Annotated in this window: 9 protein-coding genes; 4 read left to right on the top strand and 5 right to left on the bottom strand. The window is 43.1% G+C overall.

Annotation, left to right across the window (positions count from 1 at the left end):
• Positions 1–13: 13 nt before the first annotated feature.
• From H524_RS0101700 to ahpC, 5 genes are all read right to left on the bottom strand, one after another.
• Positions 14–1,279 carry a glutamate-5-semialdehyde dehydrogenase gene (locus H524_RS0101700; protein WP_027938986.1) on the bottom strand — a complete coding sequence of 422 codons (1,266 nt, stop codon included), beginning with the start codon at positions 1,277–1,279 and terminating at the stop codon, positions 14–16.
• Positions 1,280–1,496: 217 nt separating this feature from the next.
• Positions 1,497–2,648, bottom strand: a complete 1,152-nt coding sequence (proB, locus tag H524_RS0101695; RefSeq protein WP_044121235.1) for a glutamate 5-kinase — start codon at positions 2,646–2,648, stop codon at positions 1,497–1,499.
• Positions 2,649–3,091: 443 nt separating this feature from the next.
• A complete protein-coding gene (locus H524_RS0101690; protein ID WP_027938984.1) occupies positions 3,092–4,372 on the bottom strand; it encodes an alpha/beta hydrolase in 1,281 nt (426 codons plus the stop codon).
• A gap of 1,072 nt (positions 4,373–5,444) precedes the next feature.
• Positions 5,445–7,091 carry an FAD-dependent oxidoreductase gene (locus H524_RS0101685; protein WP_027938983.1) on the bottom strand — a complete coding sequence of 549 codons (1,647 nt, stop codon included), beginning with the start codon at positions 7,089–7,091 and terminating at the stop codon, positions 5,445–5,447.
• Positions 7,092–8,022: 931 nt separating this feature from the next.
• Complete coding sequence (ahpC, locus tag H524_RS0101680; protein ID WP_027938982.1) at positions 8,023–8,586, bottom strand: alkyl hydroperoxide reductase subunit C; 564 nt, start codon at positions 8,584–8,586, stop codon at positions 8,023–8,025.
• Positions 8,587–9,298: 712 nt separating this feature from the next.
• On the opposite strand from ahpC, the gene H524_RS0101675 reads away from it, so the two are divergent.
• The 4 genes from H524_RS0101675 to H524_RS0101660 all read left to right on the top strand — a co-directional run bounded on the left by H524_RS0101675 (position 9,299) and on the right by H524_RS0101660 (position 15,026).
• Complete coding sequence (locus H524_RS0101675) at positions 9,299–10,087, top strand: ZIP family metal transporter (protein ID WP_027938981.1); 789 nt, start codon at positions 9,299–9,301, stop codon at positions 10,085–10,087.
• Positions 10,088–10,241: 154 nt separating this feature from the next.
• Positions 10,242–11,810, top strand: a complete 1,569-nt coding sequence (gene murJ / locus H524_RS0101670; RefSeq protein ID WP_044121233.1) for a murein biosynthesis integral membrane protein MurJ — start codon at positions 10,242–10,244, stop codon at positions 11,808–11,810.
• Positions 11,811–12,293: 483 nt separating this feature from the next.
• The gene (uspE, locus tag H524_RS0101665) at positions 12,294–13,253 is read left to right on the top strand and encodes a universal stress protein UspE (protein WP_027938979.1); all 960 of its coding nucleotides are present in this window, start codon (positions 12,294–12,296) and stop codon (positions 13,251–13,253) included.
• Between the two features lie 768 nt (positions 13,254–14,021).
• Positions 14,022–15,026, top strand: a complete 1,005-nt coding sequence (locus H524_RS0101660) for an HlyD family secretion protein (RefSeq protein WP_027938978.1) — start codon at positions 14,022–14,024, stop codon at positions 15,024–15,026.
• Positions 15,027–15,112 lie beyond the last annotated feature (86 nt).

Below are 15,112 nucleotides of genomic sequence, written 5' to 3'. Positions count from 1 at the left end.
AGCTTAGTGTTACTTATTTACGCACTAAGTAGTCACCGTGGCAAACATACTGATAAGTGGTTAAAGCCTCTAGAGCCATTGGACCACGGGCATGCAGCTTCTGAGTTGAGATCGCAACCTCTGCACCCATACCGAACTGACCGCCATCAGAGAAGCGAGTAGAACAGTTGATGTAGACACAGGCTGAGGGTACAGAACGCTCAAAGATCTTAGCGTTCTTGATTGTCTCAGTGAGTATGGCATCTGAGTGAATCGCCTTGTGCTTGCGAATGTGCAAAATGGCATCGGATACGCTCTCAACGATCATCACATTCATATGCAAGCCTAAGAACTCAGTATCAAAGTCAGCCTCGGAGCATTTTGCCTTGAAAGGATAATCACGTAATAAGTCATCAGCAACGCCGTGAGCGTGTACGTAAACACCATGCTTTTCAAGCTCTGGAGCTAAGTTATGCAGCAAAGTTGAAGCCTTCTCACAGTGAATAAGCAAGGTATCTAAGGCATTGCATGCAGAAGGCTTTTGAGTCTTAGCATTGATAATGATATCTACTGAACGCTCAATATCTGCAGTGTTATCTACATAGATGTGGGATACACCAAAGCCACCAGTGATGACTGGTACAGTAGCGTGCTTAACACACATACGGTGTAAAGCCTCACCGCCACGAGGAATGATTACATCAATAAAATCACTCAAGGTGAGCATCTGATTAACCAGCTCTCGTTCAGTTGAGGTAACCAGATTTACGGATGAAGCTGGAATTGCGCTATTAGTTAATGCTTCTTGAATAAGCTCATACATAGTGAGGTTAGTTTGGAAGCACTCTGATCCGCCACGTAAGATACAGGCGTTACCTGACTTAATACATAAAGTCGCAATATCTACGGTTACATTCGGACGTGACTCATAAATCACACCGACAACACCTAAAGGTACAGCTCTACGAATGATATTTAAGCCAGATGGCTCAATATGGCCATCAAGAATGCGACCAACAGGATCAGGAAGCTCGATTACATTGTGAATGCCCTGAATCATTTCATCGAAACGGGCCTCAGTTAAAGTCATGCGATCGATCATTGGGGCTGGTAAACCACGAGCCTTTGCATCAGATACTTCCTTGGCATTAACGTCCATGATGAAAGACTTCATCTTAGTTAGGACTGCAGCAATACCGGCTAGGGCCTCGTTCTTTTCATTAGTGCCTGCAATAGCTAGTGACTGCGCAGCAGTAGCTGCGTTATAGCCAAGCTTATGCATATCTACAGAAAAATTCATACACAACCCCTCTCCGATTACGATCTAATGTCGCACAAATATTCTTTCATAACTACCATAAGCCATAGCAACACCATGAGCAGTAAACTCTAGTGTATCAGTTATGTTCTTGATTGTGGTATTAAGTTTGTCCTTTTGTGCCTAATTGTGCTGTATATATCGCCTTGAGGGCCTGATCTTTAAGCAAAAAGACAAAGAGTAAAGCATAACCTTGTAACTAATCATTCACCACTAAATCGTTACGGTGAATTACCACGCCATTAGAAAATCCTAATCGCTCTTCAATCTCATCTGACTTACAGCCACAAATTTGCTCGCACTCACCCGAGCTATAGCGCACGATGCCCTTACCGATGATCTCTCCTGTATTAGTAGTGATGGAGACAACTGCACCACGTAAGAACTCGCCTTTGATCGCTACGATGCCAGATGGTAATAACGAAGAGCCACGTTCTTTAAGAGCGCTAACGGCACCATCATCAATCACAATAGCCTCAGATGGCTTGGTAGTTGAGGATAGCCATACCTTTCTTAGCTCCATTGGACTTGCGTCGGTTCTAAAGAAAGTACCCTCACCATGATCTTCAATAAGATCAAGCATCACTAAAGGATCGCTACCAGAGGCAATGACTAGTTCTACACCACCCTTAGTTGCAATGCTTGCAGCTTTGACCTTGGTGTACATACCACCAGTACCTAAGGAAGTACCTGAACCGCCGGCAAGAGAGAAGATCTTATCGTCAATGTGCTTAACCTCAGAGATAAGCTTGGCATCAGGATTAGAACGTGGGTCTGCATCAAAAAGACCCTTTTGATCGGTGAGTAAAATGAGCTGATCAGCCTCAATAGCACAAGCTGTGATCGCAGCTAGCGTATCGTTATCGCCTACCTTGATCTCAGCTGTTGATAAAGCGTCATTTTCATTAATGACTGGAACAATACCATTATCAAGCAAGGCAAAAAGAGTATCGCGAGCATTTAAAAAGCGCTCACGGTTTTCTAAGTCGGCTCGGGTCAATAACAGCTGACCAATATGGATATTGTAAATAGCAAATAAAGATGCCCATACCTCAATCAGGCGACCTTGACCAACAGATGCAAGTAATTGCTTGGAGCTTAAAACGGGCGGTAAAGAGTAAGCATTTTCGACTAATTCACGACCAGCAGCCATAGCGCCAGAGGAGACTAAAGTTACCTTATGTCCTGCCTCTCGCATCTTAGCTACTACACGCACAATCTCCAGCATATGAGCACGATCAAGCTTCTTGCCGCCATGAGTTAAAGTACTAGTGCCGAGCTTAATTACAATGCTCTTAGAATTTTCTACTGACTCTTTGGCGCTCTTATGCTTATCTTTGTGATTTGACATGTTTTGTCACCCGAACTAAAAAACTTACTCTCTATAGGCGCATGCATGGCTGCACCTGAAAACGCTTAACCTTGATACGCAGGAACCCCATGGGCTTGCCCATGGGAGTTGGTAAAGATGAAGCATCAGTATAGCTAAAAGCGCCCTACTTTGCTGATCAGTACTCGATTTTCACCCTTGTGCAGCAAGGATGCAACAATATGGTAATTGGTAACTAAATATACGCTCAGCAAAATCACAGCTCATGGCTTATATCCATCTAAAATACCTTGACGTGGATGCCTTGATCCTTACGGCACAAACATGTGCCTAAATCTGTTAATTGCTCTCGTAAAACGACCCCATGCCCAATAAAAAAAAGGAGGCCTAGGCCCCCATTTTTTGGTGTTTGCACAACGATTATTTGCTTGTGCTCAATACTTATCGCGTATATGCATTAGCTGCTATGAGAGCAGATTCTTTCTAAAGAACTCTGAGATCTCAGTGAAGATACGTGGCACAAACTCACTTACACGCATCTGCTTAAAGACAATATCGTGGTTGTTACTAAAGGCCTTAGATACCATATCACGATCGTCATTGTACTTAAGATCAACTGGAGTGTAGATGGATAAGGTTGGGGTCTTGTTAGAGGCATGGTAGCCAATTAAACCTTGAACCTTTAATGATAGAGTCTGCAGCTGAGGCACGATCACAGCCCAATTGCTAGCATCAGCATTAAGACGATTAGCAAGAGAGGATCGTGTAGCTAAGGACATGCTATTGAGTACCTTCTGATTTAAGTAGGCACTGTGAATTGCTGGGCTAACTAAGGCAAGGGCCTTAACTAAATCTGGTCGAAGCAGAGTAAGTCTAGCTGCAGCATTAGCGCTAAAACGATAGCCATACAAACCAATTGCGGTGGTATCGATGAACTTAAGCTTTTGCAGATGCTCAATAGCAGCCTCAACTAGATCAGAACTCTGCTCATCAAGCACGAGTTTTTGAGCTGAGCCCATACCTGGCATATCGATAATGAATAAGGCAATGCCCATCTTGCGCAGGTAATCTTTGAAGAGACGATAGTAATCAGTTGAGGTTGACTCGTAAGTAGCAACCACCACAACACAAGGCTGAAGCTTTTTAGTATCTACACAGTGCAGATAACCTGAGATCTTCTCACCCTTGAAGGTGAACTCTTCTTCTTGATAATGACCGGTACGGCTAACCTCATTGAAGATCTTACGATAAGCCTTACGACCAAGCAGCGATGCTTGAGCTGCTAGTACGTCACCTTTTAAATTTGGATAAGATGCAATGGCAAAGTATCGAGATGCCATACGATACTCATGAGACGCCTGCTCAAGATTACCACTCTCTTCACACAGACGAGCTTGCATTACACGCTTTTGCGCAATGGAGCTAAACTCATAAATCCAGTTACCTGGGCCATATTGTTCAATAGTGTCAAAACACTCGGCACGGGTACGTGGATTCTTGCTCATGACGATATTAGACAGAGCCAAATCAACATCGAGGCAGTTAGCACCTAAATAAGTCCAGGTATAACGGTTAATCGGACGGTACCACAGAGATCTAAAGTGAGATCCCATCATATGTAATCCGTCACCGATATCTGGCAGTGGGCATCCAGAGTTTGAAATTAAAGAGGTCTCAATGTAATCATGTTTTGGCTTGAACAAGATTTCACTTAAGTTGACATCATTGTTTGTACTGTCGCTCATATTCAACCCCCAACTCTGAAGTGTGCGTAGCATCTTTAGCTAAAGCATCTACAAAACTATCTAAGCAATATCAATCCACCCCAAAGATATAGCCATCAGACTATGCCTTAGCACAAGATCACGCAGTTATTGCACGTGTGGATTAACATGGCATTACGATAGTTTTTCAGTATCTTCACATTCTAGCACGCGTTCTAAAGCAACATGACAATACTATCTTCATGATTTGCTAAAAACTAAAGTTAGCCCACGCCATCACAACACTTTACAGCTGCATACCTAGCCGCAATCCATTAAGCAACTGGATATAGATTGCTAGTAAATCGGCTAGTTGATTGGCAGGAAAGTCGACTGATTTTGGGCTAGCTGGCTGGATCGCCAGATTGTTTGCAGGATGGGCAAGCTTTGCGCTGATGGAAAACGCTTAGCTTGTGAGGTTATAACTTTTGCTTTGGACAATAAAAAAGACCCCTATCACTGAAGGCCTTTTGCTGTGAAAGCCGCCAGTCATAGGAGTCCTAGGAGATACAATGGAAAAAGTTCAGGATAAACACAAGTTGCTGTTCTTGTGCCCTTCAACATCCTGATTAGCATATGCTAACTAAGTCAATTTCCACTGTCAACAGTAATAATGATAGAAAGTATATTGTGAGAATAATGCACAGTTTTATGCGATTTTGCGGCTTTTTTTATCACTTTTTAGGCACTTTTTGCTGTTTTTCGCCGCTTTTGTGAAAAAAGTTACTTCTCGTTTCAACTCTGATTTCTAAAATGCGATTACAAGTTTTTGTCCATGCTCACATTTTTGTTAGCCCAGGCTAACTCAAGCTGTACCAACTGCTCTGTTTTGCTACACATTAGTTGAGGTTGCTTTAATTATTGTGGGTGATTTTTATCCATTGCACTCACTAGCGGGTGTTGTCCTTACGTGCTGGCAATCTTAATTTGGGGAAAGATTGCTTTATTGTTTGGTAGCTCCATGAACGAAAAAAGCCTGCAATCTAATGACAGCAGGCTTCTCAAATCGATCGAAAATTTAAAGTTACTTAGTGAAAAGCACTAAGCGATGCTCTTAGATAGCATCAATGCTCTTTAAGTAATCGAGTAACTCAGGCATTCTCTTCTTACCGAAGGCAACAGTCTCGTTGTTTACAACCATGCAAGGAACTGACATTACCTTGTACTGTGAACGAAGATCTGGGAACAGACCTACATCGTAAACGTGAGTCTTAACCTTAGGAGAGAGTGCAGCCATACGCTGTGAAGCTACTACTAAGTCTGGACACATGGTGCATGATAAGGAGATTAAGATCTTTAAGTCTAATTGCTTATCGATAGCCTTAACTGCATTTAAATCAGCCTCATCGATTGGCTGACCACGGCCAGATGCATTGTAGAAGCCCAAGATGAATGAGTTGAACTCGTGACCGCCAGGAACACCGTGGAAAGCCATACCAGTGGCACTGCCGTCAGCACGGATGAACTCAACAAATGGTAAGTGCTCACCCTCAGAGGTAACTTCTACCTTGAGCTTATCAGTAAGATTAGCAAGCTCATTCATAGCGCCTACGAGCTCATTGCCCTTGTCATCACCTGCAGAGTGTACCTTTAAGGTGATAGCAGACTCCATACGCTCAAATACAGCGTTTAACTGAGGTACAAACTCTGGTGAAATGAAGTTGCCGGCCTTAACCTCAGGAGCAACAGATGCGCGTGGTTCTTCAGGAGCCTTACGAACTGCATTTGGAACCTCAGGTACTAAACCAGTCTTCTTGTGCATTACAGCGGCGATCTTCTCCATGGAAGAAGCAGCTAAAGCACCATCAGAAACTGCAGTTACAACCTGACGCAGGTTCTTAATACATACGTCACCGCCTGCAAATACACCTGGTACATTGGTCTCTTGATCTGGGGAGGTAATGATGTAGCCCTGATCGTTGAGCTCTACCTTATCCTTTACTAATGAAGTGTTTGGTACATAGCCAGCAAAAACGAATACACCAAAGGTGTCATTGTCCTTAGCCTTGTACTCATAGGTCTCGCCAGTCTTGTTGTTAACCAGCTTAGCTGAGGTAATGCCCATCTCATCGCCAGCGATGCTTTGCAGCTCGTGGTTAAAGAGCACACTGATCTTAGGATGCTGCATAACCTCATCGGCAATGCTCTGAGCACAGGAGAACTGATCTTTACGAACTAAGATAGTTACCTTAGTTGCATAACGGGTCAGGAACATAGCCTCTTCAGCAGCAGCAAAGCCACCACCGATAACTAACAGCTCCTTACCAGTGAAGAACTCGCCATCGCAAGTAGCACAGTAAGCGACACCGCGACCACGGAACTTCTCTTCACCCTCAAAACCGATGTGACGAGGGTTTGCACCAGTAGCAATTAATACTGAGAAAGCACGTAAGGTCTCACGAGAGGTGATAACTTCCTTAATATCGCCCTCAAGCTTGAGATCCACAACCTCAGAAAGCTTAACCTCAGCACCAAAATCCATTGCCTGACGGCGCATGGTATCGGTAAGAGCCTCACCAGAGGTCTTTGCAATACCAGGGTAGTTTACAACCTCATGTGTGATAGTAATCTGACCGCCAAAGCGCTCTTTTTCTAAAACTAAAACACGGTAACGGGCACGAGCCAGATATAAGGCAGCAGTTAAACCAGCTGGACCACCGCCAACGATAATGGCATCAAATAAATTGTTGTTTGCGTTCATATACAAACTGCGTCACCACTTGCACCTCTTATAAAGATAATGATCTTCATAAAAGGTAAGACGATTACTCAGTCATAACAAGGGGCAACATCTGCTCCATTTAGAAGGTTAATAATTCGGTACAGCATCATTAAAGCAGTCATAAACCTAAGCTAAGTTTATTCTCATCGCCTTAGGTCGACGTTCACTTACAAACGCAATTTGCCTTCAGATCTTAAACGTTTGTCGTCTTATAAGACTGCCTTTTAGTGCAGCTGCTGTTAACTGCTAAGATCGCCAGAGCTTAATTCATCATAGCGATCTCATAAAATTGCCAATCAATTTGGACAGAATTTAACAACAGGAAAAACTCAACTGTTGTTTACATTTACATTGTGTAATACAAAAGAAATCATAGCACATCATCTATGCTTTTGAGCAATATTTAGTATCACTTGTATACAAGTTATCATATGCTAACAATTACTTATAATTAGCCTATTTAAGGCATTTATCTTCATAAACTCAAAAGTAATCTAATAAACTTATCACAGAGTAACGTGCTATTGTAAGAATAAGTCCACGAAACAAATGTGCTAGGTCGTTTACTTCAAACCTAATAGACACTTTGTTAAAAATTTGAATGTGCACGCAGCAATGCTACAAGCAATCAATTGCTGCAAAATAAGATGTGTTGTTGCTAAGAGCGGATACTTTGGTAAGGGGTGGTGCTAGAGCGGTGCTGTTAGAAGTGGTGTTGTTAGAGCACAGCGCTTTTAGGCGGGAGTGTCCACATGGACTTTTAGATGCTTTTGCATATGCTTTTGCATACTGGCCTGCATATTCTTGCGCATCAAGCAAAAACAAGAAAGCCTCCAAAATGGAGGCTTCCTTGGAGCAAGTAAACTTGCTAATTCTTTATTCAGCTACTACGCGAGTGCGTAGGAGTGAATTACAGAGCGCCGATTAAGTCAACAGATGGCTTTAAGGTCTCTGCACCTGGCTGCCACTTAGCTGGGCAAACCTGGTCGCCGTGCTCAGCAACGAACTGTAAAGCCTGAACGCGACGGAATAACTCGTCAGCGTTACGGCCTACGTTGCCAGCGATAACTTCGTAGCCAACAACCTTGCCTTCTGGGTTGATGATGAAGGTGCCGCGCTCAGATAAACCAGCTTCCTCGATGTAAACATCAAACATCTTGGCTAAAACGTGGGTTGGGTCAGCCAGTAATGGGTATTTCAGAGCCTTGATGGTCTTGGAAGTGTCAGCCCATGCCTTGTGAACGAAGTGAGAGTCACAAGATACACCGTAAACTTCGCAACCGATCTTCTTGAACTCTTCGTACTTGTTGCCTAAGTCTTCTAACTCAGTTGGGCAAACGAAAGTGAAGTCAGCTGGGTAGAAGAATAATACAGACCACTTGCCTAATAAGTCAGCCTTGGTAACGGTGTGGAAATCGTTGTTCTGGAAGGCCTGAACTGAAAAGTCGCCAACTTCCTTGTTGATGAATGACATCTTGATACTCCTATTGAAGCAAACTAGCTTTATCAATTGATAAGAAATTAGCTAGCATGCTTATGAAGATAAAAACCAAACCGGTTAATGATTTATTTAGCTTGTCTGACTTGTTCCCAGACTGGATTTGATCCTTGGCTAAACTAAATCATGAAATCTGTTTGATTAGATCCGAATGGATCTAAATCAATGTAGCACATTATTGTGTGCTTAGAGACTTTTTTGTGTCTGAAACTTGAATGAGCTCATTATAGAGCTGAAATATGCAAATAGACATCACTTGATAAATTACATCACAAACACTCAAAGAGACTAGATGTTATCAGTTCTTAACGGGCTTATAAGCTATCAAACTAAGCTGACAAAGCTTGTACATACGCCATTGTTAGCCTAAGTTAATCTCATTTCTCAAATGAGAAACGCACCTCTTGCACCTAAGGGAAAATCGTGTACTATGAATACTAAGTTAGCTATAGCTAACCAAAACACCTTTAAACTTACACTTATGTTTTTACCTCAGGCAGTTCATAAAAGCTCACAACTAAAGATACTTTCTTTAATAAGGAGCTTGGAAATAAATTGAGCTACATAAAAGATTTTAAAGGCGCTCTATGTAGTTATGGTTAACAGCTAATTAAGATTCAGCTTCTCAACAGCTTAGCTGCTTAAAAGTGTATATCGACGCCCGCTCATCAAACTAAGGATGTAATTCATGGATGCATTAGTGCATACAACACTGGCTACCCTCTTTACTTTCGGCATGACTGCCTTGGGTGCAGCCGTGGTGTTCTTTACTAAGAAAATGCCTTCAGATCTTTTTACTAAGCTCTCCTTAGGTTTTGCTGCCGGCATTATGATTTCAGCATCCATGTGGTCATTACTTGCACCTGCAATTGAGCAAGTAGAAAAAAGTGGTGCTTCTCCTGTACTCCCTGTTGCAGGAGGCTTTGTACTTGGTGCCATCTTTTTAAGTGTAATGGATAAGATTTTGCCTCACATGCACCTTAGCTCAACTGAAACAGAAGGACCTCACACACGGCTTGGTCGTAATCAGCTACTCTTTTTAGCTGTAACTCTGCACAACATTCCAGAAGGTATGGCCGTAGGTATCGCCTTTGCTGCTGCAGCTGCTGTTGGCGAGCCTGAGGCCTACTCTGGAGCCATTGCACTTACTATCGGTATGGGCTTGCAAAACTTTCCAGAGGGTACTGCTCTATCCTTACCACTTAATGCCTGCGGCATGAGCAGATTCAAAGCTTTTGTGTTCGGATCGATGTCGGCTATCGTAGAGCCAATTGCAGCTATCATCGTGGTCTCCTTAGCCGCCTACTTTATTCCTGTCATGCCATGGCTTTTATCATTTGCTGCCGGTGCCATGATTTATGTAGTGGTAGAAGAGCTTATCCCTGAGGCCAAACTAGGCGAGCACTCAGATCTTGGAACTATCGCCGTAATGACCGGCTTTGTCGTCATGATGGTGTTAGATACCGCCCTTGGCTAAGCCACAGCTTTGATAGCTCGGCTCTTGTGGCACTGCCATTGGCTAAGCCGTAGCTTTTTGGCAGGGCTCTTTGGGCGCTGCCATTGGTTAATAAATTTGCATTGTTTGAAAGCAGATAGCGATTTTGTACTCATTGCGAGTACAATCACTGCCTATGACTGCTGTAGTGAAAAAATCGCGCCTTTTGCGCTCAGGAGTGGTTACTGCTGCTGCCACTTTCCTGTCTCGTATCCTTGGAATGGTCCGTGATATTGCCGTTGCTCAACTCTTGGGTGCCGGTCTTACTGCGGACGTATTCTTCTTTGCTAACCGTATTCCTAACTTCTTCCGCCGTTTGTTTGCAGAGGGAGCCTTTGCTCAGTCTTTTGTCCCTGTACTTACAAAAACTAGTAAGGAACAAAGCGCATCTGAATTAAAGGACTTAATCTCCAAAGCGGCCGGAACCTTAGGCCTCATTGTCTTTTGTATATCCTTAATTGGCATGCTCGCCTCTCCTGTGGTGACTGCCATTTTTGGTTGGGGCTGGTTTGAGGCTTACTTAAACAATGAGCCAGATGCGGCTAAATTTACTCAAGCCAGTTATTTGCTTGAAATTACCTTCCCATATCTCTTCTTTATTACCTTAACTGCATTGTGCAGCTCTGTACTGAATGTACATGGCAGCTTTGCCATTCCTGCAATCACTCCATGCTTGCTTAACATTGTGATGATTGCTACGGCCTATTTTGTTGCTCCTAAATTTGAAGATCCTAATGAGATCTTGGCCATTGGTATGGTTGTAGGCGGCGTGGTACAGCTTGTATTCCAATTACCTTTTGTCTATAAGTTAGGCTTGCTCGTTGTGCCTAAGTGGGATTGGCACCATCCTGGTGTAGTTCGTATTCGTACCTTGATGATCCCAGCTTTATTTGGCGTATCTGCAAGTCAGCTGAATCTTTTGGTTAATACTGTACTTGCATCGTTCTTAGCTACTGGCTCAATTTCATACCTGTACTACTCTGACCGTCTTTTAGAGTTTCCAATCGGTATCTTTGCAGTTGCTATTTCCACTGTGATTCTGCCTGCCCTGTCTCGCGCTGACATTAAAACTCAGCATGAAACTTACGAAAAGACTTTAGATTGGGGCGTGCGTCTCGTGCTGCTGTTAGGCATCCCATCAGCTTTGGGTATCATTGCGCTTCGTGAGCCTATCTTGCGCGTGATCTTCATGCGTGGTGCCTTCACTGAAGAGCACGTATTTTTGAGCTCACAGTCTTTATTAGCATCCGTCTCTGGCCTATGCGCCATCATGTTAGTACGTGTGTTAGTTCAGGGCTTTGCAGCTATTCAAGACACTAAGACTCCAGTGAGATGCTCTGTAGTAGCCATTGCAGCTAACATTGTCTTCAATCTAATCTTAGTCTGGCCTTTAGATTACGTTGGTTTAGCTCTCTCAACAGCCTTAGCTGCTTTTGTTAATGCAGGTCAACTTTTATATCTGCTGTACAAGCGCAACATTTACCGTGTATCTAAGACCACCATATTCTTTATTTTAAAAGCAGTTACAGCTGGCATAATCATGGCGGTATCAGTACGCTACGTATCACCTGAGTTTAATGAGTGGACACAAATGACTACTCTTATGTCTGTGCTCTACTTAAGCGGCCTTATCTTAGGCGGTGCGGTGGTCTTTGCTAGCTGCTGCTTGATCTTTGGTATTCGTCCACGTCATATCAAGATGTAGTCAACTACTTTTAAACAAGAGCACTTAACAATTTATATGAGCTAATCGCGCCTTACTTCAAGTGTTCTAAGCTCACTAATAGATAAGCCCTGCAGATTAAGTATCTTGCAGGGCTTTATTTTTATATCCCACTAAAAGACTTGTATCTGCATACAGTCTCTTTGTTAGTCAAAAGAGAACTAAAGGTACATTCCACATATACATTGCTGCGGCGCTGTATCTTAGCTGTAGCTCAACTTGGTATAGCCGTAAGCTAAGATTTTTTGAGGGCAATTGAGCGCCATATTTGTTAAAGCGCAAAGCTTTTTTAGTTCTATATCACAAATTACAACATGCTCTTAGAGGAAAATCCGCCCAAGACCTTTTGTTGTCATAATATAAGACTATGGTGTCGCTTTGCATCAGATGTTGCGGCTTAGGGTCAATGGTCAGCAATGTCCGTCATGCACTTTATCATCCCTCCGCACCATTAAGGAGAAAGCTATGAGACAGTACAACAACATCCTGGTCATCATAGAGCCTAAGAAAGACCGCCAGCTTGCTCTTGAGAGAGCTATAGAGATTATTCACTACAATCCTAGAGTCACCATCACAGCACTGCGTCTTATCTACGACTTCTCCAACGATGTGCCATTTATTGGCAAGAAGAGCGAAATAACCACACATCATGACGTCGAGGAAGTTACCAAAATAGAACTCGATAGCATCGTGAAGTCTGTTCTTGAAAAACATCACGAGAGCGCCGATGTTGCCTCTCGCATTAAGACTCTTGTCAAGTGGACACGTGATGTTTCAGAGGGCATGCTCGTTGAGGCTAACAGTGGTAATTATGACTTGATTATCAAGGGCGCAAATCATCATGGCATCCTTGATTCAATCATCTTTACTCCACATGATTGGAACTTGCTCCGTCACGCCAACATTCCGGTCATCATTGCAAAAGAACACGAGTGGTCAGAGAAAAGCTCAATCGTTATTGCAGTTGATTTTACGTCTAACGAAAAACAGATCCTCAATGTACTGCTCTTACGTGAGGCTCAGGCACTTTCAACCATTACTAAGGCACCAATTCACATTGTAAACAGTGCCCCTGTGGTACTGCCTACAGTAATGCTCGAAGTACCTAACTATGCTCCTGAGCTTTATGCTGAAAGCGTCTTAGCCGAACACAAGAAGCGCATTTTAGACTTTGCTAAAAAACATAATATCCCTGAGGAGAACTGCCATATCGCAGAGGGTATGCCAGATGACGTTCTGCCAAAGCTGTGCAAGCGACTGAATGCTGCTACCGTTTATATTGGCTCTCATGGTCGTTCCGGTGTTAAGGCTGCACTTATCGGCAATACTTGCGAGGAGATCGTAGATTACATCAATGCCGATCTGTACGTACTCAATACCACCACAGTTAACTCAGATGCTGCTAGTGCTCATACACAGGAATAAGTGCTCCTATGCAGGTGTAAGTGCGAGAGCGCAGTTAATCACTAATTGTTAAGATTTCCATTAGTCCATTTATCCATTTCAAAAGGCCTTTGACTTTAGCTAGCAAAGGCCTTTTTTAGTTTTGCTCTACAGCTACAAAGTAATTTGAACTAATGGTTAGGCATTTTTTTAGCACAAACAACTAAACACAATGATTACTGATCATTAATTCATACAAGGTGCTAAACTTAGATGGTGTTATCCGTTAATTCTGTCTTGCTTGAGTCTTAGTGCATCCTATTTTTAGTGCGTACGAGCCTATTTAAATTCGCTTAAATAGCCAATACGTACTATTGGACATAGCGCTTAGACCGCATTGTCGTAGCCACTTGCTCTAGAGAGATGTTATGGCATTGGCTGCCTCAAAGTTAGCGATACATAAGCATCTAATTGCATATGCTTTATCCACGTAACCGCGCATTCTTTTGTAGGCGCGTCGAATGGCTCTTTGCATAGCAACTGTAAACAAGCCGTGCCATGTCGCCACTTCTTTGCAAGCTATATAGCTTTAGCGATAAAGCCTAGATGGCGGGTGGCTTAAGCTTGATGCTTATTGCTTTGATGCTTATAGCTTGAACAGAATTATTGAAGCGGATTTGGTAGTGCTGTTTATTCACAAACATCAGCTACTGCTCTTATAGTAATACCGTTAATTAGAGCAGTTCCTTATACAGGCACAAGATCTTTTATGCATATGCATGCATCGCGATTTTGTCTTGGGGGTGTCCAATGAGCAAGAAGTTTTTCATCATAGCTGCAGCTGTCGCTTTCTTAGCTGTTCTAGCTTATGCCCTGATTTCACATGAAGGCCTTAACCCATACAAAGCACATGGTACTGTCGACATTAAAGATAGTCTCTTGTCCTTTGAGCGTTCAGGCAAGATCATCAAACTTTCAGCTGATGAAGGCCAGCAGGTTCAAAAAGGCGCTATCCTTGCCTCACTTGATGCCCAAGATCTCGACCATCGTTTACGTATTCAGTACGCCAATTGCCAAGCTGAAGAAGCACTCTTGACACAGTATCAAAACGGCTACCTCAGTGAAGAGCTTGCCTCAGCTGAAGCTTCAGTACAAAAGAGCCAGGCAGCAGTTAACTTAGCTGCGATTACTTATGAGCGTAACGCCTCATTGCTCAAGAGCAAATCCATCTCCAAACAAGAGTTTGATAGCTCCAAGGCTGCCTACGATGAAGCTAAAGCCACATTAAAAGAAGCTGAAGCTCAGCTTGCTTTATACAAGCGTGGCTATCGTGAAGAGATCATCTCATCTCAAGCCTCTAAGGTTACTGCATGCAAAGAGCAACTTTCATATCTTAACTACCAAATCAACTCCCAAGGCAATATCGTCGCCCCCTTTAGCGGCACCATCCGTTCACGTACTCATGAGTTATCTGACTTTGTTGGTGCTGGAGAGACGATCTTCTCCATTACCGATGAGAACGTTAAGAAGATCCGTATTTACCTATCTGATGCTCAGCTAACCTTGGCTAAGCTTGGTAATACCGTGAGCGTAGAACGCCCATATGGCCCTCCAATGGTAGGCAAAATTTCCTTTATCAGTCCTACAGCCATGTTCACACCTAAAAGCGTACAGACTGAAGATCTTAGAGCCGATCTTATCTATGAGATCAGTGTTGAAGTTGAAGATCCTGAGCATGTGCTACGTTTTGGCCAAGCTATCACTGTCTATTTAAAAGGTGAGGCTCCTGACAACAGCAACAAAGCCCTCAAATAGGATCTAAAGTAGCTCACTTATAAGATAAGTGACACCTTCAATCGTAGCTATAAGCTCCATGATCCAATTAATCGCCCCACCTAAAT

Source organism: Anaerobiospirillum succiniciproducens DSM 6400 (assembly GCF_000482845.1).
In the GTDB taxonomy this organism is placed as follows: Bacteria; Pseudomonadota; Gammaproteobacteria; order Enterobacterales; family Succinivibrionaceae; genus Anaerobiospirillum; species Anaerobiospirillum succiniciproducens.
The sequence above is the reverse complement of the archived record's forward strand: the minus strand, read 5'-3'. Positions and strand labels throughout refer to the sequence as shown.